Genomic DNA, 26,755 nt, shown 5'->3' on the forward strand with positions numbered 1-26,755 from the left:
GACCTTCGGGTCCCTTTTTTATGTCTTTCTTTTAATTTAAAAATAAAAAAAACAGGCATTAAGCCTGCTTTTTAAAGAACTTTGTAGTTTATGACTCTAAAGCGTCTAGATAACGCTCGGCGTCAAGTGCAGCCATACAGCCAGTACCGGCAGATGTGATTGCCTGACGGTAATGCTGATCCATCACATCACCAGCAGCAAAAACACCAGGAATGCTGGTTTGAGTTGCATTCCCTTCTAGACCACTTTGGATTTTAATGTAGCCGTGGTTCATTTCTAGCTGTCCTTCAAACATCCCCGTGTTTGGACTGTGTCCGATCGCGACAAATACACCTGCTACTTCAAGATCAGTGATTGCGCCATCTTTCGTACTCTTCTTTTTAAGGCCGGTGACGCCCATTTGATCACCAACGACTTCCTCTAAAGTTTGGTCAAGGTGAAGAATGATATTTCCACTTTCAACTTTATCCATAAGTCGTTTGATCAAAATCTTTTCTGATCTAAAAGTGTCACGGCGGTGAATTAAGTGAACTTCCGAAGCAATGTTACTTAAGTATAGTGCTTCTTCCACAGCAGTGTTTCCGCCACCAATTACAGCCACTTTTTGGTTTCGATAGAAAAAGCCATCACAAGTCGCACATGCTGAGACACCGCGCCCTTTAAAGGCTTCTTCACTTTCAAGACCAAGATACTTTGCCGATGCACCGGTTGAAATAATCAAAGCATCGCAGGTGTATTCGCCGTTATCACCTTTAAGCTTGAATGGGCGCTCGTTAAGGCTTACTTCATTGATATGATCAAACAAAATTTCGGTTTCAAACTTTTCAGCATGCTTCTGCATACGTTCCATTAGCGCAGGGCCTGTCAGATCATCGGCATCACCTGGCCAATTTTCAACTTCAGTGGTTGTTGTAAGTTGTCCACCTTGCTGCATACCAGTAATCAATACTGGCTTTAAATTGGCTCGAGCAGCGTAAACTGCTGCTGTATAGCCCGCTGGACCTGAACCTAGGATTAGCAAATCGCTATGTTTTACATTACTCATTTAGTGGATTCCAAAATTTCTAATTGTTGCGATTGTATGGAAAATAGATGTGTCGGTAAAGCGACTTTAGCAGATGAGTTTAATCGAAAAAAAAGGAGCATCGATGCTCCTTCTTTTAAATGAATGTCACACTGCTATAAAGCCTTAGAACAAGCTAGTTGGCTCAACAACGTCCATATCTAATGCCTCACCAACTTCTTTACAAGTTAGTTTACCATGCATAACGTTTAGACCGTTCATCAAGTGCTTGTCTTTCAATAACGCTTCTTTATAACCTAGATCTGCTAGTTTGATGATGTAGGGCAGGGTGGCGTTATTCAGTGCAAACGTTGAAGTACGTGCGACGGCACCAGGCATGTTTGCTACACAATAGTGAACAACATCATCAATGATATAGGTTGGATCTTGGTGAGTAGTCGCGTGAGACGTTTCAGCACAGCCCCCCTGATCAATGGCAACATCGACAATTGCACTACCAGGCTTCATGCGGGCAATATGATCGCGAGTCACAAGCTTTGGTGCGGCAGCGCCTGGAATAAGCACACCACCAATGACGAGATCCGCTTCAAGAACGTGCTTTTCGATTGAGTCAGCTGTTGAGTATATCGCTTTCACACGGTTATCAAATTGCACATTCAGGCGACGCAATGTATCAATGCTGCGGTCAAGAATAACGACATCAGCCCCCATGCCTACAGCCATCTGCGCGGCATTTGTACCAACCATACCTCCGCCAATAATGACGACTTTAGCTGGTTCTACACCGGGTACGCCACCCAGTAACATCCCACGTCCGCCTTTCGATTTTTCAAGCGCCATTGCTCCCGCTTGAATCGACATACGCCCAGCCACTTCAGACATTGGCGCAAGTAAAGGCAAGCCGCCACGCTCATCCGTAACGGTTTCGTAAGCGATACACACCGCGCCACTCTTGAGTAAATCTTCTGTTTGAGGAAGATCAGGGGCTAAGTGTAAATAAGTGAATAGGATTTGATCATGACGTAACATCGCACGCTCAACAGCTTGCGGTTCTTTTACTTTAACGATCATCTCTGCTTTAGCGAAAACATCAGCAGCAGTTGGGAGAATTTCTGCACCAGCAGCTACATAATCTTGATCTGAAAAGCCAATGCCATTACCTGCAGTCGTTTGCACAAAAACTTGATGGTCTTTTGCTGTCAGTTCACGAACACTCGAAGGGACCATGCCTACACGGTACTCGTGATTTTTGATTTCCTTTGGAATGCCTATTATCATTGTTGAGCCTCAGTTATAGTAAAACCCACCTCGAAGTGGGTTTAATTGTTATTGACAATGAGTCTGATACGTCACGTACAGATATAACTAGTATAGTATTGCTTTGCTAGTTTATGATGCTAAAATGCAGTAATAATTAGCGTATTATGTCGTATTTTAAGGCTAGCTGAGGTAAATGTATGGCCATCTCCCGTAACAATTCCCTAAAAGATTTAGATAGAATTGATAGAAACATTCTTAATGAATTACAAATCGACGGCCGTATTTCCAATGTTGAGCTTTCAAAACGAGTTGGACTTAGCCCCACACCTTGCTTAGAGCGAGTCAAAAGGCTGGAAAAACAGGGTTTCATTAACGGATACACTGCGTTAGTGAATCCACATTTTTTAGGTGCCTCTTTACTGGTTTTCGTGGAAATCACCCTGAACCGTGATACACCAGAAGTATTTGATAAGTTCAATCGCGCTGTGCAATTACTCGATGATATACAAGAGTGCCATCTAGTCTCTGGTGATTTTGACTATCTGTTAAAGACCCGTGTGGCGGATATGTCTGCCTACCGCAAGCTATTAGGCGAAACTTTACTTAAACTGCCTTCGATATCAGACTCTAGAACTTATGTTGTGATGGAGGAGGTTAAGCAAACCAATCGGGTTGCCATCAGTGTTACGACGGATTACTAATCATTCGATATATCGAGGCTGCGGTTCATTTTCCAAAAAGGAGTTCGAAGCTTGCCTAATGTTAGTGGCCTCGAAGTGTTAATTCATCAATGTAAGTACATTGCTCGAAACACTTATTCCTTTCGTTTTTACTGTCAAAAGTTAAGCGCATTATTCGTCGTGTTTTGTAAGAAATCCCTTTAGTTTAAAAGAAGTTACTTGAACACACGCTGAACTTGATTTATCACTAATTTTCAGTTGATTACAGCTGCACTAATGCTTTGAATCTGCTATTGTATCGCCTAACTGTAATTCCCTTAAGACGGACTTTTTAGTTTGACTCAGACTAATTCTTTAAAAACATTGAACGGACTTCAACGCGCTAAAGAAGCGGGTATTTTTATTACCTGCATGCTGTCGCTGTATTTGTTGTTAGCACTTTGTAGTTTCGACCCCGTAGATCCAGGCTGGAGCCAGAGCAATTATCAAGGTGAAATTCAAAACCTTACTGGCGCTGTTGGTGCTTGGCTCGCTGATATCTCGTTTTATTTCTTCGGCTTTAGTGCATTTCTAATTCCTGTTGTTTTTTCTGCTGCCGGCTGGATTGTCTTTAAACAGTCTTACAAACTTGCTGAAGTGGATTACTTTTCCGTTGGATTACGCCTCATTGGCTTTTTATTGATCGTGCTCAGCCTTGCTGCGCTATCGAGTATGAATGCGAATGATATATATGAGTTTTCTGCGGGCGGAGTTACCGGTGATGTCATTGTCGAAGCCATGCTTCCCTATTTCAATCAGTTGGGGACGACACTGTTACTCCTTTGTTTTGTTGGTGCGGGTTTTACATTACTAACAGGCATCAGTTGGCTCACCATCGTTGATACCACAGGTTGGGCGACGCTGTGGGTCTTGAGAAAAATCGCAAGTATTCCTAGTTTGTTTCGCCGCTCAGGAGATAGCCAAGATACAGAAGGCTTTATGTCCGTTGTTGATAAAGTAAAACAACAACGTCAGCAAGCCGCAGAGTCTCTTCCTGATGAGTCTTCCGAAGAATCACTGAATGTCGAAGACGACAATGATGAAGTTGCAGAAAGGTTCGCCGAAACACCGATTGCAGAGGCCAAAGAGTCACTAGAGCAGCAAGTCTCGGATGAGTTTTCGGAGGCCTTAGGCAGCAGTCAAAGAATTGAACCTAAAATCTCTTTTGCAGATCAAGAGCAAACGATTGCCCCGCCTTGGTCAGAAGCTGATGCTGGCTTAGATATTAAAACAGAAACCTTAGAGGACGACTCGGCTGAGATTCATTTTGACAGTGAAGAATCTAAAGGCGCATTAAGCCAAGTTGAACGAGAGAAAAACGCTGAACAAAAAGCCCGAATAGAAGACGGTATTGTGATTTTACCGGGTCAAGAAGGCCTAGATGCACAGGTAACATACACAAAAGCACCACTGCCAAGTATTTCTTTGCTGGATGTGCCAAATCGTAAAGAGAATCCAATCAGCAAGGATGAGTTGGATCAAGTGGCGCGATTAGTTGAAACCAAATTAGCAGATTTCAATATCACTGCCCAAGTGGTTGGAGTATTTCCCGGCCCAGTGGTGACAAGGTTCGAACTTGAACTAGCGCCGGGTATTAAAGCGTCTAAGATCACCAATCTTTCAAGGGACCTCGCTCGCTCATTGTTGGCAGAAAGCGTCCGTGTAGTCGAAGTGATCCCGGGCAAGGCCTATGTCGGTTTAGAACTTCCTAACAAATTTAGAGAAACAGTCTTCATGCGTGACGTTCTCGACAGTCATGCTTTTGAACAGAGTAAATCAAAGCTCTCTATGGTGCTTGGGCAAGATATTGCCGGAGAACCAGTCGTTGTTGATTTGGGTAAGATGCCACACTTGCTGGTTGCCGGTACCACTGGATCGGGTAAATCTGTTGGTGTAAACGTCATGATTACCAGCTTGTTATATAAATCTGGCCCGGAAGATGTTCGCTTCATTATGATTGACCCTAAAATGCTGGAACTCTCTGTTTACGAGGGGATCCCGCATCTTCTTTGTGAAGTGGTCACCGATATGAAAGAAGCGTCCAATGCACTGCGCTGGTGTGTTGGTGAAATGGAGCGACGTTACAAATTAATGTCTGCGATGGGAGTTCGTAACCTAAAAGGCTTCAATGCCAAGGTTGAGCATGCCAAAGAACAAGGAAAGGTACTAACCGACCCGACTTGGAAATCAACTGACGGCATGGAGGAGTCTGCGCCAGAATTGGAAAAATTACCTGCAATCGTGGTGGTGGTTGACGAGTTTGCCGACATGATGATGATTGTCGGTAAAAAAGTTGAAGAACTTATTGCCCGCATTGCGCAAAAGGCGAGGGCAGCAGGAATTCATTTGGTGCTCGCGACACAACGTCCTTCAGTGGATGTTATTACAGGCTTGATTAAAGCGAATATTCCAACCCGTATGGCGTTTCAAGTATCCTCAAAAATCGATTCACGTACCATTCTTGATCAGCAAGGCGCCGAGACGTTATTAGGCATGGGCGATATGCTATATCAACCGCCGGGTTCATCAGTGCCAGTTCGAGTTCACGGCGCATTTATAGATGATCATGAAGTCCATAAGGTCGTTGCCGACTGGAAGGCTCGCGGTAAGCCTCGCTATATCGATGAAATCCTTCAAGGTGCGAGTGAAGGCGAGCAGGTCTTGTTGCCTGGTGAAACTGCTGAGTCAGATGAAGATACCGATGCACTGTATGATGAGGCGGTCGCGTTCGTCACTGAAACGCGTCGTGGCTCGATTTCAAGCGTGCAACGAAAGTTTAAAATTGGCTATAACCGTGCCGCTCGAATTATTGAGCATATGGAATCACAGGGTGTAGTCAGTACTCCTGGGCACAATGGTAATCGGGATGTATTGGCACCACCGCCACCGAAACCATTTTGATATCGGCAGCCTTTATTTTTGGAGTACCCATGAAAAATAAGATAAATCACAAAACTTCATGTCTGCTTAGTTTGCTTCTGACATCTTTTTTATCACTACCAAGCAGCGCGAGTGCGGATGACCGAGAGAATTTAAGGGTAAAGCTTGATGCACTTAATAGTGTACAAGCGGACTTTTCGCAAAAGGTTACGGATATCAATGACAAATTGATTCAAGAGGGACAAGGTCAATTTGCGCTGGCTCAACCTAATCAATTTTACTGGCATTTGACCCAGCCTGATGAGTCATTAATCGTCGCTGATGGTGAAGCGGTTTGGATCTATAATCCGTTTGCAGAAGAAGTCACGGTGTTAGATTTAGATGATGCCATTAAAGCATCTCCTATCGCCCTCATGGTAAACAAAGACGAGAAAACTTGGGCGAAATATACGGTCAAGCAAACGAATGAATGCTTTGTGATTGCACCGAATATTTCAGAAGGGCAAGTGACCGATGTAACCGTTTGTTTTGATGGCTCAACATTAACTCACTTTAGCTTGGCCGATGAACAAGGTAATTTGAGTGAGTTTAAACTGACAAACCAGCAACCGGTTACTGCAACGCAGTCGACTCTATTTTCTTTTACAATTCCTGAAGATACTGATGTAGATGATCAGCGTCGCGCTCAAAACTAATTAGGTCATCAGTGTCTAGTCTCTCTTTTGATTTCGCGCCCGATTTTAGGCCGCTCGCCGCGAGAATGCGGCCACAAACCATTCAAGAATATATTGGCCAAGAGCATTTATTGGGCGACGGACAACCGCTACGTTTAGCTTTAGAGGCGGGTAAAGCCCACTCAATGATGTTTTGGGGGCCTCCTGGCACAGGAAAAACTACGTTAGCCGAATTAGTTGCTCATTATTCTAATGCCCATGTTGAGCGGATCTCTGCGGTTACCTCGGGTGTAAAAGAAATTCGCGCCGCCATCGAGCATGCAAAGAATGTCGCTCAATCACGCGGCCAACGCACATTGCTATTTGTTGATGAAGTGCATCGTTTCAACAAAAGCCAACAAGATGCCTTTTTACCATTTATTGAAGATGGCACGGTCATTTTTATTGGGGCAACAACAGAGAACCCATCTTTTGAAATCAATAACGCACTCCTTTCGAGAGCCCGCGTTTATCTAATTAAAAAGCTAAGCGACAACCAAATAATTCAGGTCGCTAAGCAAGCCCTCGCCAATGTTGAGCTGGGGCTGGGGAAACGAAATCTATTATTACCGGATAATGTTCAGCAAAAACTCGCTTCTCTGTGTGATGGTGATGCACGTAAGTGCCTAAACTTAATCGAGCTTATGTCTGATATGCTTGCGGACGGTGAATCATTTACGGAGCAAATGCTGGCGCAAGTCGCCGGTTATCAAGCCGCAGGCTTTGATAAGCAAGGTGATAAATTTTACGATCTGATTTCAGCTGTACATAAGTCGATACGAGGTTCTGCACCTGATGCCGCTTTGTATTGGTATTGCCGTATCTTGGAAGGCGGCGGCGATCCCCTCTATGTTGCGCGACGCTTGTTAGCTATCGCATCTGAAGATGTAGGCAACGCGGATCCACAGGCAATGACTGTGGCGATAAACGCATGGGAATGCTTTCACCGAGTTGGGCCAGCCGAAGGTGAGCGTGCGATTGCGCAAGCTATCATTTATCTGGCAAGTGCGCCAAAAAGTAATGCCGTCTATACCGCCTTTAAAGCCGCAAGAATTGCGGCACAGCAAACCGCACATGAAGATGTACCGAACCACTTAAGAAATGCTCCAACAAAAATGATGCAAGAAATGGGCTATGGGGATAGTTACCGTTACGCGCACGATGAGGAAAATGCCTTTGCTGCTGGGGAGAGCTATTTTCCTGAAAAACTTAAAGATCAGCGTTATTATCATCCAACGGAACGCGGTTTTGAAAAAAGAATCAAAGAAAAACTGAATCAATTACAGCAGCTCGACCAACAAAGTAAGCTTAAAAGATATGAATAATATTCTATTTGTCGCATTGGGCGGTTCAATCGGTGCGGTTTTACGCTATCTGATCTCATTATTTATGATTCAGGTATGTGGTAGTGGATTCCCTTTTGGTACACTAGTCGTCAATATTGTGGGCTCATTTTTGATGGGTGTCGTTTATGCCTTAGGGCAGGTTAGTCACCTGTCTCCCGAAATTAAAGCGCTGGTAGGCGTTGGATTACTTGGGGCACTTACAACATTCTCAACCTTTTCAAACGAAACCCTTTTGCTGATGCAAGGTGGTGAGTTTTTAAAAGCAACCCTAAATGTGGTGTTGAACCTAAGTCTGTGTTTATTCATGGTCTATCTAGGGCAACAGCTTATTTTTTCACGTGTTTAACTATTAAGAAAAGACAACATGTTAGATCCTAAATTTCTCCGTAACGAATTAGAAACAACAGCAGAGTTGTTAGCCAAACGTGGTTATATTCTCGACGTCGACAAACTGACCAAGCTCGAAGAAAAACGCAAGTCATTGCAAGTCGCAACAGAAGAGTTGCAAGCATCACGTAACGCTATTTCTAAATCCATCGGCCAAGCAAAGGCTCGCGGTGAAGATATCGCGCCTATCATGGCCCAAGTCGGTGATTTAGGCGCACAGCTTGATAGCAAGAAACAAGAATTAGCCGAATTACTTGAAGCCATTAATGCCATTGCGTTAAGTACGCCAAACTTACCCGATGAAGCAGTACCTGCTGGCCGTGACGAAAGTGAAAACGTAGAAGTTAGAAGCTGGGGAACACCTCGAGAGTTCGACTTCGAAGTAAAAGACCATATTGATTTGGGTGAGCAACTTGGCGGACTCGACTTTAAGAGCGCGGTAAAAATCACCGGTTCTCGCTTTATTGTCATGAAAGGTCAAATCGCCCGTTTAAACAGGGCATTAGGCCAGTTTATGCTTGATTTGCATACAACTGAGCATGGTTACAGCGAAGCCTATGTACCTTTCTTGGTCAATGAAGATAGCTTATACGGTACCGGTCAGTTGCCTAAGTTCGGTGAGGATTTATTCCACACGAAACCTGCGACCGAAGAAGGGCAAGGGCTAAGCCTGATCCCAACAGCAGAAGTACCGCTTACAAACCTAGCGCGCGATACCATCATCGACGAAGCAGAGCTTCCAGTGAAACTCACAGCGCATACGCCATGTTTCCGAAGTGAAGCGGGTTCGTACGGACGCGACACGCGTGGAATTATTCGTATGCATCAATTTGATAAAGTCGAATTGGTTCAATTTGTGAAGCCTGAAGACTCCATGGACGCGCTCGATAGTTTAACGCTTGATGCAGAGAAAGTTCTGCAAAAACTTGGGCTACCATATCGCACCATGCTGTTGTGTACTGGTGATATGGGCTTTGGTTCGAGCAAGACCTTTGATTTAGAAGTTTGGCTACCAGCACAGAATACATACCGAGAAATCTCATCATGTAGTAATATGAAAGACTTCCAAGCACGCAGAATGCAAGCAAGATACCGTGCTAAAGGTGAGAAGAAGCCCGCATTGCTCCATACGCTGAATGGTTCGGGTTTAGCTGTAGGGCGTACACTAGTCGCTGTTCTCGAAAACTATCAGAATGCCGATGGGTCAATCACAGTACCTGAGGTGTTACGTCCATATATGGGTGGCTTAGAAAAAATAGGCTAATGCCTTTTGGCGTATTAAAAACTAAGAACTAAATAAAAAGCCTAAGTTTAACTTAGGCTTTTTTGTTGATGTTGCTGCAATGCAAACTCAGCAGGGCGTGATTTTAAATGCACTTCGCGGGTTTAGGTAAACCAGCAATTTTTGTCGCTTGTTTTGCCGGACCCAATGGAAAAAGCGTATAAAGATACTTAGAGTTACCTTTATCTGGGCCCATCGCTTGCCCAATAGCTTTAACTAACACACGGATCGCAGGACTCGTCTTAAATTCCAAATAGAAATTACGCACAAAATGGATGACCTCCCAGTGCGCGTCCGTCAGCTCTATATCTTCACCCGTAGCAATAATTTCTGCCAGTTCAGGTTGCCATTGTTGAAAATTCTTTAAATAGCCTTGGGGATCCGTTTCAATATCTGAACCACCAAAATTGATTACATTCACCAGCTAATTACCTTGTTATGTTGAAATGTAAGCGTGACAAACGCTTGATAATCTATCAGCTCAAAACCGTTTGCCTGTTGAGTCAATCCTCGGGCTTTGACATCTTCCTCTAAAACCAACACTTGAAAGCCCTCAAGCAATGTTTTAGATGGCTTATGCATCAGTGTATTTACGGCATTACCAACCAATAAAATAGTGTCGTCTTTCGTTGCGTAACGAAGGCAGCATTTTAAAGCTTGATTTTCAAAAGGTGAGTGCTGTATTTGATGTAAAATAGTCAAAATACCAATACCTCATTTGCCACAGAGAGCTGTTGGCTTATCTCTTTAGCAAGCAACGGTTGTGCGTTAAACCTAAGCGCAGCAGGATCTAGGCTTAAATCCATGCAACTTTGTTGGCATGCGTATACCTCTTCAATATCGTAAAGCGGCAGTGCTTTTAAAGTTGCAATATAATCTTTGGTGCCAATCAGCTCGCTATCTTGATTGTCTATAAGATGGAGCACGCCTTCATCCACAAAAATGAGTCGAACGGTTTGTTCAAAACTGGCACTTAGTAGCGCAAGATCCAGCCCTTCTCGGCCATGAGCCGTACTATGGGGAGCGTGACGAAATAGTATAGTTAAAGATTTCATTAAAAGCTTACCATACGCTCAGACGCCTCAATACCGGTAACAAGCTCACCCAAACCACCCATTTGAAATCCCTTGGCGAGATTATACTGTTCTTTTTGATTTTCTTGCGCATCCTGCGCTGACAATACACCGCGTCTTAATGCAGCTGAAACACAGTTTACAAGTTCAACGTCATGAGCTTGCGCGAGTTGCTGCCATTCTTGCACCAGATCAAACTCATCGGAAGCAGGGCTGACCAGTGCTGACGTATTATAAACACCATCTTGATAGAAAAAGACCCGAGTGATCTCATGTCCTTCTGTTAAGGCGGCTTGGGTATACTTTAAAGCGCGTCTGCTGGCGGTTGCGCCATAAACACTGCCATTAACAACGATAATTATCTTACTCATATGGTTACCCAAAAACAAAATGGCCCCTGAAGGGACCATTTTAACCTAATTTAAAGGTTTGCTGAGATCTTATCTCTAGTCGTCTCCACCCATACCCATGAGGTTTAGAATGGCGATAAACAAGTTCAAAAAGTTTAGATATAGAGACACAGTGGCGCGAATGTAATTGTTCTCACCGCCATTCACCATACGGCTAGTATCAAACAAAATGAAACCAGTCATCAGTAGTGCAATACCTGCATTCATAGCCATATGTAGCATTGTGCTACCGACGAAAATATTGATTAACATCAAGCCAATCATCACAAACAGTCCTGCAATCAAAAAACCACCCATGAATGAGAAGTCTTTCTTCGTTGTCAGGGCGTAGCCAGATAGCGCGATAAAGACTACTGACGTCAAGCCAAGAGCTTGCATAATCAGCATTGGGCCGCCATCAAAGCCAGCATAGTAGTTTAAAATTGAGCCAAGAGACGCGCCCTCTAAACCCGTAAATGCAAATACCCAGAATAGTCCAGATGTTGAATCCGCTTTACGCAAAGTAACAAATAGTAATACAAAGCCACCGATACCACAGCCCAACGACATCATCGGTGAAATACCCATCGCCATCGCAATGCCTGCACAAACAGCAGAAAATGCGAGCGTCATTGAGAGCAACATATACGTGTTACGCAGGAGCTTATTCACTTCCGTTGTAGAAGCTCTGGTTGCATATAGTGTTTCTTGGTTCATATCATTCTCCGCTGATATTTAAATTTAAATAATTCTGTAAAGTTTTAACCAATACGTTTGGTATTTCAATAAAGTTTAGACGTTGTATCTCATACGAAGTTCCGCATAATCAATGTTCAATACTAACCCAGCAATCGACTCGGATAAAGATATCAACATCTCTTTCTGACGAATCAAAACAGGAATGGTTGAATAATGAGCAAGGCAATTTGTATTTAGCTCAACCAATCTTTATGGAGCTTCTCAGTATCCCCTAAATATTGGATAACCCAATCAATAGCTTGTGAATGTTTCTTGCCGTTCCAAGCCAAACAACAAGGGCTGTTTTTTACCGGATTCTCAAGTTGCTTTTCAATGAGGGCGCCTGACTTCACAAACAAACCTGCAACGTGTGCGGGCATATAGCCAACACCAAGGCCATTGATATAGCAATTGAGTGCACGCACCCAATCAGGTACGAGAATTCGCCGTTGATTATTGAGTCGCCAAACCGAGCGTTTGGGGATATCCCGTGCAGTATCTTCAATGCAAATACTGGCATAATCGGTTAACTCAGAATCTGCTAAATCATGCTCTGCTTTGGCGAGTGGGTGGTTTTTACTAACTAAAAAGGACCACTCAATATTGCCCATGTCTTTGTATTTATAGTCGCCGCCGGTAGGAATGGCCGTAGTTGCGCCAATTGCGATATCACAACGGCCTGTTGAAAGCGCCTCCCACACCCCGTTAAATACCTCAATATGGATATCTAACTCAACATCTTTAAACGCTTTATAAAAGTCGGCAATAAAAACGCTGATTTTGTCAGGTCTTACAATGTTATCAATCGCGATCGACAGTTTTGGCTGCCAACCATTGGCTATTTGTTGCGTTCCGACTTTAACTTGTTCCATTTGCGCAAGGATTTGTCTTGCTTCTTTTACAAAATGTTCCCCAGCAACAGTCAGGCTTACACTACGATGATGGCGTTCAAACAAAATCACACCAAGTTCATCTTCGACCTGCTTAACGGCATAACTAACCGCAGAAGGAACCTTGTGTAATTTATTGGCTGCTGCGGTAAAACTTCCTACTTGAGCCACAATATCAATAAGTTGAAGAGCTTGTGCTGAGAACATACTGAGCCTTCCGTTGCGTTGAGAAGAATTGAACGATGAGGGGATTATCTGATCTATAACGTCGATTATCAAGTGATGATAGTGTCTTATGGATAAGTGTTAACCTAAAACTGGTGTCACCATCCAAGAACATATAGCGTGCATCAATTCAGCCTGTGCTCAATGGAAAATGTGTTTGCAGGTATGGGGCGGGGATAAAAAAACAAACAATAAGCACTTCCTATTTAGCGAGCGATTGCCTGAAAACTGCGAGTGTGTGCATTACTTGGTCAGTCAACTTTAATTTTTAAAATAGTACTTTACAGAGGAAAGGGAGAAAGATAATATGCGTCTCGTTCGGAGGGGTGGCAGAGTGGTCGAATGCACCGGTCTTGAAAACCGGCAACGGTTTACCCCGTTCCAGGGTTCAAATCCCTGCTCCTCCGCCACATTAGAAAAGTGAAAAAGCCGTTGATTATCAACGGCTTTTTTGCGTTTCAGGAGGTCTTAAATCAGTCACTATAGGATTGACTGAGACAATTTACCTATTTAGAGCACCGAATTGCACCTACTATACGCGCATCTGTTTACCAAAATACTTAAAAGTCAGAGGGTACCGCTTTGACGTTAAGGTTTCTCTTCTTACCAAAAACCGCACATTAGCGATTTCACGCAATTTTGACGTTGCGAGCCGTTTACGGCAGTTGATTGATTCCGTAACTGAAACTGTTCAGGCTGATGAGTTCACAGATTTGGTGAATAAAACGGTTGATGAGATCAGAGCAACGTTTGATTGTGCGGTAAATGAAGTTCAAACAACGCCAAATCGTGTTCAATCGGCTGTGAAAGCTGCTCGAAGTGCACCTGCTTTGCCTTCAATGACGCTTATATCGGCTCAAGCGCAGTTTATTGCGTCTAAGTCTAAAGAGTCCATCAGCTCTGCTTCAGTTAAACAGTTGCTGCAAAGAACAACACATTTCATTCAAAGCACTGAAGTTTCATCCGTATCTGATGTTTCAAGTGCCCATGCACTGGTCTATCGAGGCTTATTACTCACCGAAGGAAGAAGTCATAAATCCAACAAAGATTACTTAGCAGCGGTATCGCAGTTTTTTAAGTGGTGCAGACAGATGCAGCTCACTCAAGTAAACCCGTTTGGTGACATTAAACTGAGTCAGCAGAATGCCTCTGATCCCGATTCATCGCGCCAGCGATGGCAAAAAACAGACCGTTAAATGATTAAGCTTTTCTATTTTAAGGCTATATCGCTTCGTTCTTAAATGGTTACGGATGGATTCGATGAATGGTGATTTACTCATTGGATGACACTCACACTGTGTCTGTGTATACATACAGGTATAATGTGAAACCTGAAAAAATTCAAAAACTACTTCCTACTATGTAAATTTGTTGTTCTCGTTTTGATTTGCACGATGTTAGTATGTAACTGATAAATATGAAGTAAATATTTATTCTAACTTATTTAATAGGAAGCATACCAAGGCTAGATAAATCAAGGCTCGTTTTTTAAGTTGCACTTCGGAGGAACTTGCATTAACGGGTGGTTTTTTGCTATAAAATTCAACAGATTAAAATTCAAGTTGAAGGCGTTTATTAGAATGTGGTGATTTTCATATACGGCATGCTCGCTAATAAGCGTTAGGCAAATAAGGAGTTTAAATTGCGCAAGTTGTTTTTTGGGGTTTTGTTGGTGATTATATCTAATATATCGTATGCAAAAATCTGCACCAATAAACTGCAAGAAGAAGCTAATGTATTTGAGCTCAATTGTTTATTGGATGCTAAGTTATGCATGGTCACGGGCTATTTTACCCATCCCAAATATGTAGATGGTTACAGTGGATTGGTAGCTATACTTCAACCTACACCAGACAAGTTGAAACGAAGTGGTTCGCAACTCACTATCAGTACATTCCGTCATGGCGAAGCGAAGGTTGAAACTCCGACGGGCTACTTTGTTGCATTAGCCAAGGCAGAGCGTATGCTCATGAATGAGCGAAAACCAAGGCTAATTTATTTTGACGCTTATACAGGGAAAGAAACGCAAAGCCCCGAACTGCTTTGTGAGTAATTTGCCTAACAAACGCTTTAAATCTGATTCGCAAACGCGTGCCGAACTCGCTAACGCTCAAACATGGCACGCGTTCACTCACAGTTTAAGCGGGCGTTATAAGCCTCTGGGAATCAGAATATGAGCACTCCTTACAATATGGCCTTTGCTTGCTTGGATTGTCACTCTTCGTTTAAAAGAGAGCTTAAGTTAGCGCCCTGTGATTACCCCAAGCAATTAACATGTCCAAATTGCGGAGGTGTAGCGCACAATTACGGTCGTCATTTTAAAGCTCCAAAGAAGTCCGATAAAAAGCAATGGGAGAAAGTAAAATTCTTACATGAGCATGGCTTTCGGTTTCATAAAATACGTATTGGGTCAGGCCATCATGATGTTGTGCCTTACCCAGAAACATTAGAGCAGGCAAAGGAATTTGTCGTTAAATACAAGAAGTATGCGGTACAAACGTAGTTCTGCTTATAACAAGTGGGGCAAAATGACTCCAAAAAGTTGCGATTTTTTCCACATATTACCCAAGCGCTGGGGGATCCCTCAAAATTGAGGTCTTCCAGCAGTGTGAACCAACTTGATGTATTCATGCATCGCCCAGCGTAAATGTTGCTCTGTTATCTTGTAGTTTTTCCTCTTCCGAACTTCTTTCCCTAACCTCACAATCGACAACACTGGCCGATGCCGGATTGTATTGGCTTGAAAGTGCTTTTGCCATCCTAAATGAAGGGCGATAATACCGATTAACCATAGTGCAATTTCAGCAAGCATGGCGATGAGTAGTAGTACGTCTAGCCGCCTTGGGCATCAGCTTTTATTATTAAGAGAGTGCACCACAAAGGTGAAGTAGGTGCTATTAATATATAGCCATTCGGTCATTATTAACGTGGTGATTACCGAGTAATCGGTCAATGCGCTTAATGCTGTGCTTAGCCGCCACATTGCCCGAAATGTTACGGCCTAGCTGCGTTAATGAGAGTTGATTACCATCGAGTAATGACTTAGTTGCAACTATCAGAGAACTAAGACGTTTTTTGTGAATTGTTGGGCATTGCATCGCTAGCGATTGATGTAGTATGTTGATGTCGTGCATGGTGTTGTTCTAGTTTGTTTTTGGCGAAATTGATTAGATCAAACAGCACCATGCGTGTCTACTTATTGATTGTAAAAGAAATTATCTGGGGATTCTCTAGAGCAAGGCGTTAATATTGATTCCAAAGGCGTTCGGGTTTCGCTTCGCTCACCATTATGGCACACGGTTGTCACACCTTAACGTAGCGTTTGAAATTAATTCTTGGAGTGTAAGTTGATTAGATTATTCAAATCTTTAATAACATCCAGTTTAGTTATCGTTATGATTAGCGGTTGTAGTGATGAAATAGAGAAAACAACGTTAACGGATGAAGAAAAACAAAAAGTCATTCATATTCAAAACCCGTTTACCGACCCCGTTATCAAATTGTCACCTGTGAATAGTGAAACGCCATTAGTTTTTGGTATCCAAAGTTGTAAAGTCTACGAGGCAAAGGTGATTCAGGGGGTTATTGTTGAATGGGAGCTTATAATCAAGCCTGATTTTTACCCTTTTGGTCATCGTTGTACTCGTCAAAAAATGCACCTTCTTAAAGATGATGAACTTTTTGTAGAAACTTGCACTCAGGCGTTTGGAGCTGGAGGAGGTTGTATTACATCAGGAAAATATAGGACGACAGATGGTATTCATTGGGAAAGAGAGAGTGATAGTGGAGAGTGGGAGGTATATAACAAACACAATCACTCGGAGTAATTTTTAGTTGTTCTTCAAATGATCCTGGGGCGCGCTCGCTTGTTACCTTCATGGGTTGCCCAGTGCAAATGATGTTTGGTTATTGTGTGATTTCTGCTCTTCCGAAGCTAATTTCACAACCGCCAAAACAGCTCGATGGCTGATGGTGTTCGCTAAAAAAAATTTTTCGCCATGCTAAAAACCGATTGTCAATCCGCTTCACTCTCAAGCCATTTTTGCGATCATGGCTCAAACAAATCATCTATAGAAGCGCGAAATTTCGGCTCTTAACCCTGCCTTAACCCCTAACTCATTATGCTTATCCCATTCAAAGCGGGAGAGCATTCATGACACTTCGATACACTCTTATTGCCATCGCCATTACGACCCTCATCGGTTGTTCAGCAAACGGGAATGGTAATTATGCCAGTCAGGCGATAGATAATCGTACTCAAACCTTACAACGACTGATTGAAGAGGTGAGCGGAAACACGACGAGTAAACTCAATGCTAGCAATCGTTCAATCAGCCCCCCCGAGGTGTTGCTGACCGATCTATTGAGTGTTCCGGCATTGACGAACTATCTTGATGCCGCGTTGAAAAACAGTCCGAGTCTGCAACAAAGTGTTATTGCACTCAAAATTGCCTACGCACAACATGGCGTGACTTCTTCTGAACGGCTACCAAGCGTTAATGCTGGGTTTGATGCTCAAAACGAAGAACAAAGCGACGAATCCTACAGCGCTGATGTTTCGATTAGTTGGGAGCTTGATATTTGGCAGAGAATTGCGGATAGCTCTGCTGCCGCTATAAAGGATATTGAAGCCTCTCAAGCGAGTTTGAACGCTGCAAAAAATTTACTTACCGCAAACATAATGCGTGGCTGGTTAGAGATTCATGTGAATCAGCAACTGTTAGATATTGAACGTCGACGCCTCGATATTCTTGCGCAAAATGAATCCTTAGTGCTTGAGCGCTATCAAGCCGGACTTGGTTCTTTGGAAGAGTTGGATAACGCTAAAAGTAACACAGCTGCGGCAAGGGCGACTGTGGCTCAGTACCAAGAAAACTTGTTACAGAGCAAGCGCAGCCTAACTCTACTTACGGGTCAATGGCAGCCACAAAATGACACACCTTTGATTGACAACGAAAGTGAGTTTCCGCTGGTGTTGAATCCATTAGAAGCGGTTCCGGTACAAACTTTGGCGGGTAGACCAGATTTACAGCAGGCCTTTCACAACATTGAAGCCGAATCGTTACGAACCGATGCGGCCTATAAGGCGATGCTTCCCTCCTTTAGTTTATCTGCAAGTCTGACCGATATGGCACAAACACCAAGTGAAGCTTTGTTTACGAACCCACTTTGGAGTGTGTTAGGGCAAATGTCAGCGCCATTATTTCAAGGGGGGAAGCTCAAATCCCAAGCGGAAATTGCTCAATTGACCACCGAGCAAAGTTTTTGGGCCTATCAAGAAACCCTATTGACTGCGATCAATGAAGTTGAAAATGCCATCGGTCAAGAAAACGCATTAACGCTACAGCAATCTCACCTAGATGATGCTTTTCTCAGCGCCCAGCGAAGTATCGTTAGTTACGAGCAAAAGTATCGCCAAGGTTTAGTCGACATTTTGGACTTACTGACTGTCCAGCAACAGGCTTACGACATCGAAGCGCAGTTAACAAATACCACTTATCAAAGGTTATTGAACCGAATTGAATTAGGCCTAGCATTGGGTTTAGGAGTCTCTGCATGAAACAAGTACTATCCCGTCGTTTAAAAAAGAATGCTTTCACTATCGCGATCACCTTGGCTGCTGCTGGTTCTGTTTTTGTGGTAACAGCCTACAACGGCAGCCAAATGGGGACGCAGGCAAACAGAAATAACCCCTCTATGGCAGCGCAAACGCCCCAAGATGGCAAAGAGCAACCCATCGATACGCGTAAGGTCAACGCCAAGGGCGCGTCTGATCGACCAGAAAATAGAAAATCGACGGCACCAATGCTTTCGCAAGTTGCTGTGCAGCCGACCCTAACTGCGACTTACCAAGCGCAAGTCACAGGTTATGGAGAAACCAAACCACGTTATGAGCTGAGTTATACCAGCGAAATCAGTGGGCGAATTGCATGGTTAGCTGAATCTTTTGAGTCTGGTCGAGTGGTCAAAAAGGGTGAATTATTGGCGAGACTCGACGACACCAGTTATCAGCAAGCTGTTTCACAAGCAAAAGCTGATGTCGCTACTGCTAGGCTTGAACTTTTAGAAGAGGAGCGTGAAGGCGAACAAGCCAGAAGTGAATGGCAGCGCTCTGGTTTAAGTGGAGAACCCAGCTCACCATTAGTGTTACGCAAGCCCCAACTCGCGAGTGCTGTTGCGGCGCTTGAAAATGCGCAAAAAACGTTAGAAAAAGCTCAGCGCGATTTAAATTTTACTCATATTCAAGCGCCTTTTGATGGTGTGATTGTGAGTCGTCAGGTGCAACTGGGCAGTTTTATTAACGTTGGGGGGGAGGTCGCTATGCTCTATAGCGTTGATCGCATTGAGATTGAAATCCCGTTATCAGAGAAGCAATGGGCGAATTTACCCCAAGCTAACGTCAGTGAAACAAGCAACCGCAAGTCATGGACAGCAACCATTGCTACGACGGGGAGTGAAACCAATAAAGGCCAGCAATGGTCGGCATATGTGGAGCGAGTTCACCAATATGTCACGCAAGATACACGTCAGCGTTCATTGGTGCTTGTGGTCGAAAACCCTTTAGCACTCGATAAACCGCTATACCCTGGAACCTTTGTTGAGGCGACCATTGAAGGTGTCGCAATAGATGAGCTTTGGGAGTTGCCTTCTTCGGCGCGTTCCCAACAAGGAGAAATCTGGACCGTTGATACCAAAGGCCTACTGCAAAAGTCAACCGCGAACACCTTGTTTGAACGTCAAAACAAAATCTATGTCAGGCCAACGAACGAGGACTTAGTCGTGCAAGTTGTTAAACGACCTTTGAGTAACTTCAAGGCAGGTATGAAAGTTGTCGCGAAGGTTGAGGAGCTGTAATGGGTAGTCATTCTAATCACAACGATACACTTCCAAAGGGCATGATTTCGTGGTTCGCACAAAATCCAGTTGCAGCCAATTTGCTGATGCTTGGTGTCATCATTGTCGGGCTGTTTTCATTTAATGATATTCGTAAAGAAGCATTTCCAAGCTTAGAGCCTGATTTGGTATCCGTATCCGTTACCTACGACAGTGGTGATCCGATCCGTGCTGAAGAAAGCATCGCGATGAAAATTGAAGAAGCACTAGAAACTGTATCGGGTGTAAAGCGGATTACGTCGACATCTGATGCTTCAGGTAGTCATGTATCGATAGAGAAAGAAACTAACTATGACCTAGATACCTTGCTAACTGACGTAAAAACCAAAGTTGATGCAATTAATAATTTACCAAGCGAAGCAGACAATCCTGTTATTGATAAAGCCCGACGCCAAGAGCACGCCATCTGGGTGCAGCTATACGGGAATGCTGACCGCAAAACACTGCAGGATTTAGCGGAACAACTTAAGTCAGATTTATTGCGCCAAAGTGCAATTCGTGACCTATCGATTAGTGCGACTCTCGACCCAATGATTTCGGTCGAAGTCAATGAAGTGAAATTGCAGGCTTATGGCCTTACATTGACGGATGTGTCTAATGCCATCAATGCAGAGTCGTCTAGTAGCATTGTCACGAGTTTACGTAACGCCGAGAAAACGGTGCGGCTCAAGGTATCACAGCAAGCTTATGAAGTAGAAGATTTTAATAATATAGCCGTATTAACCCATGCTGATGGCAGTCAAATTCTGTTGTCAGATATCGCAATTGTGACCGATACATTCGAGGAAGACACCTTTAGCTTATCCCGTTACAACGAACAAAGTGCAATGGGAATTCAAATTGTAATGGATGAATACAGCGATGTGGTCAACATTGTTGAACAAGCCAAGCAAGTCATTGAAACGTGGCGGAGCAGCAATATTCTGCCAGAGAATGTAAACATCGAAAGCTGGTACGACAAAAGTGATTTGATTACTGAACGTTTATCCTTACTCGCTAAAAATGCTTTAAGTGGTATTGCATTAGTATTCATTGTACTGGCGCTGTTTTTGAATATACGGGTAGCATTTTGGGTTGCAGCAAGCTTGCCGTTTGTATTTTCTGGCACCTTATTTTTTATGACGGATACTTTTGCTGGTTTTACTTTAAATGAGATGACGACATTTGGTTTTATTATGGCACTCGGCATTGTTGTCGATGATGCTGTTGTCATCGGTGAAAGTGTATATACAACGCGTAAACAGCAGGGGGACTCTTTAAGAAGTACCATTATTGGTACCCATAAGGTCGCAGCGCCTACTGTGTTTGGCGTATTAACGACTGTGGTCGCATTTTTATCTATTGCCACGATCGATGGCAAGTTGGGTCAGATTTATGCTCAGTTTGGCATGATTGTTACGATTTGTTTATTGCTCTCTTTGGTTGAATCCAAACTAATTCTGCCGGCGCATTTAGCCCATATTAATACCCAGAGAACGGAAAAAAAAGGCGTTTGGGCTGTGATTCAACAGGGCGCAGATAACGGTTTAGAATGGTTTAACCAAACCATTTACAAGCAGATTATCAAGACAGCTTTGAAACTCCGCTATGCCGTAGTATTCGTCTTTATTGCGCTGTTTGTTCTGGTAATTGGTATGCCGTTTACTGGTGCCGTAAGAGTAGCATTTTTCCCGCAAATTGCAGGTGACACGGTACGCGCAGAGATCCGCATGGTCAACGATAGCAGCTATGGCCAAACCCAAGAAAATTTAATGCGCCTTGAGTCCAATGCCATCCAACTGGATAAAAAGCTGCGCTTACAAGCTGGTGAAACCGTAAGTGAGAGTACCGACAAAAGTGAATCTGATATCAAGAGCATACAGGTTATAGCAAGTGCAGATAAATCGGGTTCTTTGATCATTGAGCTCGCGAGCGATGCCGCGTACAGCGCTCGAGATTTTGCCAATGCATGGTTATCAATGTCAGAACAAATGGAAGGTGTAAGTAAACTCAAAATATTATCGATGAGGGAAATGGTAGATAACTTCAAAGTGGAGCTAAAAGCAAATGACGATGGCTTATTAACCGAAGCAGCGAATAAACTAAAAAGAGAATTACAAACCATTGATGGTGTGAGTGGTATCGATGACAACTTAGATTTAGGTGAACCCCAATATCGATTTGAATTAACCCCGCAGGGGAGAGCTCTCGGCCTAGATACTGCAGACTTAGCCAAGCAAGTATTGCAGGCTTTTGGTGGGGATATTGTACAACGCTTTCAACGGGGTAAAGATGAAGTTAAGGTTCGTGTTCGCTACCCAGAGGAGCATCGACAAACATTTGCCGATGTCCAGCAAGCTAACGTTCGCACGCCCGATAACCTCGTCGTACCTTTGATTTCGGTCGCGAATGTTTATTCTGATTATCAACAATCAGAAATTACTCGAATTGATAATCAGCGTGCAGTGTATATTACTGCCGTAGTTGATAAAGAGGTGATCGCTTCGAATGAGTTGGTCGCACGATTGCAACAAAGCATGGTACCGCAACTGAATGCAGACTATCCCACGGTAAAAATTGATTTTACTGGCGAAGCAGAACAGCAAAAAGAGTCAACAGATTCGATGAAGTCGACCTTTGTATTAGCGCTAGTATTAATTTTTGCATTGCTCGCGATCCCGCTAAAATCGTATGTCCAACCGGTGATTATTATGATTGCGATCCCGTTTGGTATTGTCGGGGCAATTTTAGGGCACTGGTGGAATGATTTAACCATCAGTATTTTGTCGCTCAATGGGATATTGGCTTTGAGTGGTGTCGTGGTGAATGACAGCTTATTGTTAGTTTCGCGGTTTAATGAGCTTGTGCGTGAAGAGTCAATGCCAATTAAAGTAGCGATTCAAGAGGCTTGTACAGGCCGTTTGCGTGCGGTTTTACTCACGTCAGTAACTACATTTGCTGGGCTTGCGCCTTTGCTGAGTGAAACATCCATGCAAGCACAGTTTTTAATCCCTGCTGCTGCAGCGTTAGGATATGGTATCTTGTTCGCTACGGTCATTACCTTAGTTTTAACACCATCATTATTGCTGATCCAAACTGATATCGGATTCGCACTAGAGAAAATAAAGAACATTATTTTTAAAAAGCATGAACATTCTGAAATCGGCGAGTCTCCCGTTTAATTTAAAGAGCGAATCAGGTTGTTTGGCGTTTATATCGATAGCGCCCCCTGTTTTATAAACGCAACAATTGAAATATCAGTTTATGAGGACACAGCATGTCAGATAACTTGCAGTTACTTTTGGTCGAAGATGATATTGATCTGGCAACCGCCATCATCGATTACCTAGAAATTGAAGATATTCACTGTGATTATGCTGCCAATGGTGCGGTTGGGTTAAACCTCATTCAAACGAATCAATATGATGTGGTCGTGCTCGATTTAAATCTGCCAAAAATGAATGGGCTTGAAGTGTGTGAAAAGATCCGAGCGCAGGGTATTGATATGCCCATATTAATGCTGACTGCACGGGATACATTAGAAGATAAATTAGTTGGGTTTTCAAAAGGCGCTGATGATTACCTTATTAAGCCCTTTGCCATGGAAGAGTTGATAGTTCGAGCTCAAGTCCTTTCTCGCAGGCGAAGTGGTCAAATTAAACAGCTGAAGGTGGCTGACTTAGCATTAGATATAGAGAGCAAGTTGGCCACGCGTGCCCTGCAACAGCTCAAGTTGTCGCCGACTGAGGTCAAATTACTTGAATGCTTGCTCCGCCATAGCCCAAAGATAGTTTCTAGGGAGAAGTTGATGCGAAGTGTTTGGGGGGATGAGCAGCCAGACAGTAACAGTTTAAAGGTCCATATGTTCAATCTACGCAAAGCCGTTGACGGAAACCGAGACGCTGACCAAAAGCTAATATACACGATCACAGGCCGCGGTTTTGTGTTGAAACCTTGCGCTTCAATCACGGATGCTACCTGATGAAAATTAGACCCAGCATCAAAATCTACTTTTTAATTGCTATGTTGTTAACGGGCACTGTGACCATCATGGGAATGTCGGCCGTAGCAGTGAGCTACTTTTTCTCGGGTTTAGATGTGGCCACGAGTAACTTTGTGCGCTCACAGGCTACGGACGTTAAATTGGATGGGGATAACCCTTTAACCATCGGTAAGCTCACGATAGCCACGCGCTGGGAATCTTTGCCACGAGTAATCCAAGATAATATCGACGTCAATGACTTGGTACCAAATCAATTAATTAAAAAAATAGATGGGCTACCGATTATTGAACAGCCGAAACGCGCGTTGTTTGCAATGAAGGTAACTGCTGAAGATCAAGTGCGTTATGCCTCGGTCATACTCAGTAAAGGAGACAAAGGAACTGGCAAACATAAGCCTCCTAAGTTTTTTTATATTTTATTAGTAGGGCTTATCGCAATAGCGTTGTTTTCTCTAGTGCTATTTTTATTGCTACGTAAAGTCGCTAGTCCCGTTGAGGGACTAAAAGAGTGGGCGAAGTCGTTGGACGAAGAAAAGCTCACGCAACCTCGACCCAATTTTCATTATAGTGAGTTAAATACATTGGCTGAGATCGTACAGTCAAGCTTGAGCTCTGTACAAGAAAGCTTAGACAGAGAAAAACGATTTTTAGGTTACGCAAGTCATGAGTTGCGTACACCGATTGCAGTTGCACGAACTAATGCTGAGTTGTTGAGAAAAATGATAACCAAACAAATGGTTCAGGAAAAACAACTCGCAGCACTTGATAGAATTGAGCGAGCAGGGCTCACGATGACAGATTTAACGGAGACTCTATTATGGTTAAACCGTCAAGAGGGGAAGTCATTACCGGTTGCTGATGTAAAAATCGGAGAGCTAGTTACGCAAATTAGCGCTGAACTCGAATACTTATTAAAAGACAAACAAGTTGCGGTGACTTTGAATACTGATGAAACCCTTGTTGCCGTATCGCCAAGTCTATATCGGATTGTCGTAACCAACCTCATTCGCAATGCTTTTCAGCATACCTACCGTGGAGAGGTGGTTATCAATCAAACCTTGCATCACTTATCCATTACCAATCAAAATACAGACGCAGCGGATCAATCGACTGCGGATGAGCTTGGGTTTGGCTTAGGGTTAGAGTTAACAGAAAAATTAGTAAAGCAAAGTGGTTGGCACTATCAAGTTATTGAGGTTGATGGCGGGCGTAAAGTTGATCTCACATGCGAATAAAAAAGTCACTGTGAACAGCGATGTTGGGTGCTCAGTGACTGTTTAACATCGCCAGCGCTTTAAATGATGTGCGATCGCTATCTGAATTCAAAACAAATATCCCAACCTGTTAAGAAGTTAAGCATTGAGCTGCCCACAGCAATATATTGAAGCTTGGGAACGTCATGCTTTTAGAACTACGGAAATAGGCTTTTCGATGCAAAAAAATATTGTCCAAAAAATTGGGAATGTCGCTTTAGTTGTGAGTAACTATGATGAGGCGATTGCTTTTTATACCCAGAAACTTCGGTTTAATTTAGTTGAAGATACTGATCTTGGCGATGGTAAGCGGTGGGTGCTTGTCTCTCCGCCGAACTCCAATGGCACTAATCTGTTGCTCGCACAGGCAAAAGGTGAAGAACAAATAGCTGCCGTTGGCGACCAAGCTGGAGGAAGAGTATTTTTGTTTTTACAAACCAATGATTTTTGGCGCGATTATGAAGCAATGAAAGCCAACGACATAACTTTTTTAGAAGCCCCTAGAGTCGAGGCATATGGCACTGTGGTTGTGTTCCAGGATCTGTATGGCAACAAATGGGATTTATTGCAGCTCAACAATGATCCCTCTGTTGGGTAATTCGTGTCCTCGCATTTAATCCATGGCAGAACTAATTGAAGTCGATATAATATGTATTCTTATCTCTTAAACGAACATTAGCATTGAAGTCTCACCTATCTAACGCTCACCAGTGGCTATTTATACTGTTTGCTATTGTTTGCCTTTGGCCTGCGGTTAGTTCTCCAATTGCGCTAATTTTGGGCTTTGCTCTCGCAAGTTTCGGGCTCGTTCCACAGCATCTTGATATTCAACGGTGGACAAAGAGGCTTTTATCTTTGTCTATCATCGGCCTTGGTTTTGGTATTAACCTTGAAATGGCCATTGCTGCCAGTCAAAAAAATCTAGGTTTTATTATTGCATCAATCTTTTTAACCATAGGTTTGGGCACGCTTCTGACGCGATGGATAGGGTTGGAAAGAAAAACTGGGCACCTTGTTGCTGTGGGTACGGCAATTTGTGGTGGTAGTGCAATTGCTGCAGTATCCCCAGCGATCGAGGCAAAAGCTGAACAAAGTGCGGTTGCTTTAGCCTGTATTTTTGTTTTGAACTCGGTCGCATTGTTTGTGTTTCCAACAATTGGTCACCTATTTGAGTTAAGCGAATACCAATTTGGCGTTTGGGCCGCAATTGCGATCCACGATACTTCTTCTGTGGTTGGTGCTGCATCGGCGTATGGGGATGAGTCGTTAAAAATTGCAACGACTTTAAAGCTCGCCCGAGCTTTGTGGATCGTGCCTGTCGCACTGTTTAGCGCCTGGCTGTTTGGAGGGACAAAGAATAGATTGGCGATCCCAAGCTTTATCATTTTTTATTGTATTGCAATATTCATTGCATTTGTCTTCCCACAGGGGCAAGCCGTTTACGAGCAACTCTTTTTTATTTCCAAACGCCTGCTTGTCGTGTGTCTATTTTTGATCGGTTGTGGAATTACGGTATCAAGAATGCGAAATAGTGGACTTAAGCCAATGGTGCTTGCGTTGCTGCTGTGGGTCGCTATCGGTGGCGGTTCTTTAGTCGTCATCTTGCAGGGCTAGTGTTCATTGAACCCTTACCGTTGTTGCTGCAAGGTATTGTTTATTTGGACGCCTTATAGGCGCGATAGATGAGTAGGCTCAGCAAG

The 26,755-nt window shown here is 43.4% G+C and carries 25 protein-coding genes, 1 tRNA gene and 2 pseudogenes; 18 read left to right on the forward strand and 10 right to left on the reverse strand.

Translation table 11 applies throughout. The features are described from left to right. Positions 1 to 88: 88 nt before the first annotated feature. Both trxB and ald read right to left on the reverse strand, forming a co-directional pair. Positions 89 to 1,045, reverse strand: a complete 957-nt coding sequence (gene trxB / locus IEY18_RS12015) for a thioredoxin-disulfide reductase (protein ID WP_188921138.1) — start codon at positions 1,043 to 1,045, stop codon at positions 89 to 91. Positions 1,046 to 1,189: 144 nt separating this feature from the next. Beyond that, a complete protein-coding gene (gene ald / locus IEY18_RS12020; protein WP_188921140.1) occupies positions 1,190 to 2,302 on the reverse strand; it encodes an alanine dehydrogenase in 1,113 nt (370 codons plus the stop codon). Positions 2,303 to 2,481: 179 nt separating this feature from the next. Here ald and lrp point away from each other — a divergent pair, with 179 nt between their 5' ends. The 6 genes from lrp (at position 2,482) to serS (ending at position 9,593) form a co-directional block, all read left to right on the forward strand. Continuing rightward, a complete protein-coding gene (gene lrp / locus IEY18_RS12025) occupies positions 2,482 to 2,985 on the forward strand; it encodes a leucine-responsive transcriptional regulator Lrp (RefSeq protein ID WP_188921142.1) in 504 nt (167 codons plus the stop codon). A gap of 315 nt (positions 2,986 to 3,300) precedes the next feature. After that, positions 3,301 to 5,904 (forward strand): DNA translocase FtsK, encoded by a 2,604-nt coding sequence (locus IEY18_RS12030; RefSeq protein WP_188921144.1) that lies wholly within the window; start codon positions 3,301 to 3,303, stop codon positions 5,902 to 5,904. Positions 5,905 to 5,933: 29 nt separating this feature from the next. Beyond that, a complete protein-coding gene (gene lolA, locus IEY18_RS12035; protein WP_188921146.1) occupies positions 5,934 to 6,578 on the forward strand; it encodes an outer membrane lipoprotein periplasmic chaperone LolA in 645 nt (214 codons plus the stop codon). Between the two features lie 11 nt (positions 6,579 to 6,589). Beyond that, entirely contained in the window at positions 6,590 to 7,921 is a 1,332-nt protein-coding gene (locus tag IEY18_RS12040; protein ID WP_188921148.1) for a replication-associated recombination protein A, read from the forward strand. Continuing rightward, a complete protein-coding gene (gene crcB / locus IEY18_RS12045; RefSeq protein WP_188921149.1) occupies positions 7,914 to 8,288 on the forward strand; it encodes a fluoride efflux transporter CrcB in 375 nt (124 codons plus the stop codon). Before IEY18_RS12040 ends, crcB begins: the two co-directional genes overlap by 8 nt. An 18-nt stretch (positions 8,289 to 8,306) precedes the next feature. Further along, a complete protein-coding gene (gene serS / locus IEY18_RS12050) occupies positions 8,307 to 9,593 on the forward strand; it encodes a serine--tRNA ligase (protein WP_188921151.1) in 1,287 nt (428 codons plus the stop codon). 103 nt (positions 9,594 to 9,696) lie between these two features. Here serS and IEY18_RS12055 read toward each other — a convergent pair whose 3' ends face one another. The 6 genes from IEY18_RS12055 to punR all read right to left on the reverse strand — a co-directional run bounded on the left by IEY18_RS12055 (position 9,697) and on the right by punR (position 12,908). Beyond that, entirely contained in the window at positions 9,697 to 10,035 is a 339-nt protein-coding gene (locus tag IEY18_RS12055) for a TusE/DsrC/DsvC family sulfur relay protein (RefSeq protein WP_188921265.1), read from the reverse strand. Then, complete coding sequence (gene tusB, locus IEY18_RS12060; protein ID WP_229779846.1) at positions 10,029 to 10,313, reverse strand: sulfurtransferase complex subunit TusB; 285 nt, start codon at positions 10,311 to 10,313, stop codon at positions 10,029 to 10,031. Before tusB ends, IEY18_RS12055 begins: the two co-directional genes overlap by 7 nt. Further along, complete coding sequence (gene tusC, locus IEY18_RS12065) at positions 10,310 to 10,666, reverse strand: sulfurtransferase complex subunit TusC (protein ID WP_188921153.1); 357 nt, start codon at positions 10,664 to 10,666, stop codon at positions 10,310 to 10,312. The genes tusB and tusC overlap by 4 nt, the downstream gene beginning before the upstream one ends. Next, a complete protein-coding gene (gene tusD, locus IEY18_RS12070) occupies positions 10,666 to 11,055 on the reverse strand; it encodes a sulfurtransferase complex subunit TusD (protein ID WP_188921155.1) in 390 nt (129 codons plus the stop codon). Before tusD ends, tusC begins: the two co-directional genes overlap by 1 nt. Positions 11,056 to 11,130: 75 nt before the next feature. Further along, on the reverse strand, positions 11,131 to 11,790 hold the full coding sequence (locus IEY18_RS12075; protein ID WP_188921157.1) for a Bax inhibitor-1/YccA family protein: 660 nt from the start codon (positions 11,788 to 11,790) through the stop codon (positions 11,131 to 11,133). Positions 11,791 to 12,005: 215 nt separating this feature from the next. Then, the gene (gene punR, locus IEY18_RS12080; protein WP_188921159.1) at positions 12,006 to 12,908 is read right to left on the reverse strand and encodes a DNA-binding transcriptional activator PunR; all 903 of its coding nucleotides are present in this window, start codon (positions 12,906 to 12,908) and stop codon (positions 12,006 to 12,008) included. A gap of 338 nt (positions 12,909 to 13,246) precedes the next feature. On the opposite strand from punR, the gene IEY18_RS12085 reads away from it, so the two are divergent. From IEY18_RS12085 to IEY18_RS12100, 4 genes are all read left to right on the forward strand, one after another. Then, a tRNA-Ser gene (locus tag IEY18_RS12085) sits at positions 13,247 to 13,336 on the forward strand. 78 nt (positions 13,337 to 13,414) lie between these two features. Then, on the forward strand, positions 13,415 to 14,122 hold the full coding sequence (locus IEY18_RS12090) for a hypothetical protein (protein WP_188921161.1): 708 nt from the start codon (positions 13,415 to 13,417) through the stop codon (positions 14,120 to 14,122). A 446-nt stretch (positions 14,123 to 14,568) separates the two neighbouring features. Next, the gene (locus IEY18_RS12095; RefSeq protein WP_188921163.1) at positions 14,569 to 14,979 is read left to right on the forward strand and encodes a hypothetical protein; all 411 of its coding nucleotides are present in this window, start codon (positions 14,569 to 14,571) and stop codon (positions 14,977 to 14,979) included. A gap of 120 nt (positions 14,980 to 15,099) precedes the next feature. Then, positions 15,100 to 15,429 (forward strand): hypothetical protein, encoded by a 330-nt coding sequence (locus IEY18_RS12100; protein ID WP_188921165.1) that lies wholly within the window; start codon positions 15,100 to 15,102, stop codon positions 15,427 to 15,429. 81 nt (positions 15,430 to 15,510) lie between these two features. On the opposite strand, the pseudogene IEY18_RS17535 reads toward IEY18_RS12100, so the two are convergent. Both IEY18_RS17535 and IEY18_RS17540 read right to left on the reverse strand, forming a co-directional pair. Continuing rightward, positions 15,511 to 15,774: pseudogene (locus tag IEY18_RS17535) on the reverse strand (IS4 family transposase); the annotation flags it as partial. A 52-nt stretch (positions 15,775 to 15,826) separates the two neighbouring features. Then, positions 15,827 to 16,060 (reverse strand): annotated as a pseudogene (locus IEY18_RS17540) (IS4 family transposase); the annotation flags it as partial. Positions 16,061 to 16,273: 213 nt separating this feature from the next. Between IEY18_RS17540 and IEY18_RS12110 the strand changes: the two are divergent. The 8 genes from IEY18_RS12110 (at position 16,274) to IEY18_RS12145 (ending at position 26,669) form a co-directional block, all read left to right on the forward strand. Beyond that, positions 16,274 to 16,753: a hypothetical protein gene (locus tag IEY18_RS12110; protein WP_188921167.1), complete on the forward strand. Its 480-nt coding sequence runs from the start codon at positions 16,274 to 16,276 to the stop codon at positions 16,751 to 16,753. 326 nt (positions 16,754 to 17,079) lie between these two features. Next, a complete protein-coding gene (locus tag IEY18_RS12115; protein ID WP_188921169.1) occupies positions 17,080 to 18,486 on the forward strand; it encodes a TolC family protein in 1,407 nt (468 codons plus the stop codon). Further along, a complete protein-coding gene (locus IEY18_RS12120) occupies positions 18,483 to 19,781 on the forward strand; it encodes an efflux RND transporter periplasmic adaptor subunit (RefSeq protein ID WP_188921171.1) in 1,299 nt (432 codons plus the stop codon). The genes IEY18_RS12115 and IEY18_RS12120 overlap by 4 nt, the downstream gene beginning before the upstream one ends. Further along, positions 19,781 to 22,981, forward strand: a complete 3,201-nt coding sequence (locus IEY18_RS12125; protein ID WP_188921173.1) for an efflux RND transporter permease subunit — start codon at positions 19,781 to 19,783, stop codon at positions 22,979 to 22,981. Before IEY18_RS12120 ends, IEY18_RS12125 begins: the two co-directional genes overlap by 1 nt. A 95-nt stretch (positions 22,982 to 23,076) precedes the next feature. Then, a complete protein-coding gene (locus IEY18_RS12130; protein WP_188921175.1) occupies positions 23,077 to 23,781 on the forward strand; it encodes a response regulator transcription factor in 705 nt (234 codons plus the stop codon). Beyond that, positions 23,781 to 25,037, forward strand: coding sequence for a sensor histidine kinase (locus tag IEY18_RS12135; RefSeq protein ID WP_188921177.1), 1,257 nt, complete (start codon positions 23,781 to 23,783; stop codon positions 25,035 to 25,037). Before IEY18_RS12130 ends, IEY18_RS12135 begins: the two co-directional genes overlap by 1 nt. A gap of 196 nt (positions 25,038 to 25,233) precedes the next feature. Further along, on the forward strand, positions 25,234 to 25,653 hold the full coding sequence (locus IEY18_RS12140) for a VOC family protein (protein WP_188921179.1): 420 nt from the start codon (positions 25,234 to 25,236) through the stop codon (positions 25,651 to 25,653). Between the two features lie 83 nt (positions 25,654 to 25,736). Continuing rightward, on the forward strand, positions 25,737 to 26,669 hold the full coding sequence (locus IEY18_RS12145; RefSeq protein WP_188921181.1) for a YeiH family protein: 933 nt from the start codon (positions 25,737 to 25,739) through the stop codon (positions 26,667 to 26,669). The last annotated feature ends 86 nt before the right edge of the window (positions 26,670 to 26,755 follow it).

Source organism: Shewanella gelidii (assembly GCF_014647855.1).
Taxonomy (GTDB): domain Bacteria; phylum Pseudomonadota; class Gammaproteobacteria; order Enterobacterales; family Shewanellaceae; genus Shewanella; species Shewanella gelidii.

Bases quoted from the DNA above. Each gene is read 5' to 3' on its own strand.
- IEY18_RS12115 (WP_188921169.1), top strand. From the start codon at position 17,080: ATGACACTTCGATACACTCTTATTGCCATCGCCATTACGACCCTCATC.
- IEY18_RS12075 (WP_188921157.1), bottom strand. From the start codon at position 11,790: ATGAACCAAGAAACACTATATGCAACCAGAGCTTCTACAACGGAAGTG.
- serS (WP_188921151.1), top strand. From the start codon at position 8,307: ATGTTAGATCCTAAATTTCTCCGTAACGAATTAGAAACAACAGCAGAG.
- crcB (WP_188921149.1), top strand. From the start codon at position 7,914: ATGAATAATATTCTATTTGTCGCATTGGGCGGTTCAATCGGTGCGGTT.
- IEY18_RS12135 (WP_188921177.1), top strand. From the start codon at position 23,781: ATGAAAATTAGACCCAGCATCAAAATCTACTTTTTAATTGCTATGTTG.
- IEY18_RS12140 (WP_188921179.1), top strand. From the start codon at position 25,234: ATGCAAAAAAATATTGTCCAAAAAATTGGGAATGTCGCTTTAGTTGTG.
- IEY18_RS12130 (WP_188921175.1), top strand. From the start codon at position 23,077: ATGTCAGATAACTTGCAGTTACTTTTGGTCGAAGATGATATTGATCTG.
- ald (WP_188921140.1), bottom strand. From the start codon at position 2,302: ATGATAATAGGCATTCCAAAGGAAATCAAAAATCACGAGTACCGTGTA.
- IEY18_RS12120 (WP_188921171.1), top strand. From the start codon at position 18,483: ATGAAACAAGTACTATCCCGTCGTTTAAAAAAGAATGCTTTCACTATC.
- IEY18_RS12125 (WP_188921173.1), top strand. From the start codon at position 19,781: ATGGGTAGTCATTCTAATCACAACGATACACTTCCAAAGGGCATGATT.
- trxB (WP_188921138.1), bottom strand. From the start codon at position 1,045: ATGAGTAATGTAAAACATAGCGATTTGCTAATCCTAGGTTCAGGTCCA.
- tusC (WP_188921153.1), bottom strand. From the start codon at position 10,666: ATGAAATCTTTAACTATACTATTTCGTCACGCTCCCCATAGTACGGCT.
- tusD (WP_188921155.1), bottom strand. From the start codon at position 11,055: ATGAGTAAGATAATTATCGTTGTTAATGGCAGTGTTTATGGCGCAACC.
- punR (WP_188921159.1), bottom strand. From the start codon at position 12,908: ATGTTCTCAGCACAAGCTCTTCAACTTATTGATATTGTGGCTCAAGTA.
- lrp (WP_188921142.1), top strand. From the start codon at position 2,482: ATGGCCATCTCCCGTAACAATTCCCTAAAAGATTTAGATAGAATTGAT.
- lolA (WP_188921146.1), top strand. From the start codon at position 5,934: ATGAAAAATAAGATAAATCACAAAACTTCATGTCTGCTTAGTTTGCTT.
- IEY18_RS12100 (WP_188921165.1), top strand. From the start codon at position 15,100: ATGAGCACTCCTTACAATATGGCCTTTGCTTGCTTGGATTGTCACTCT.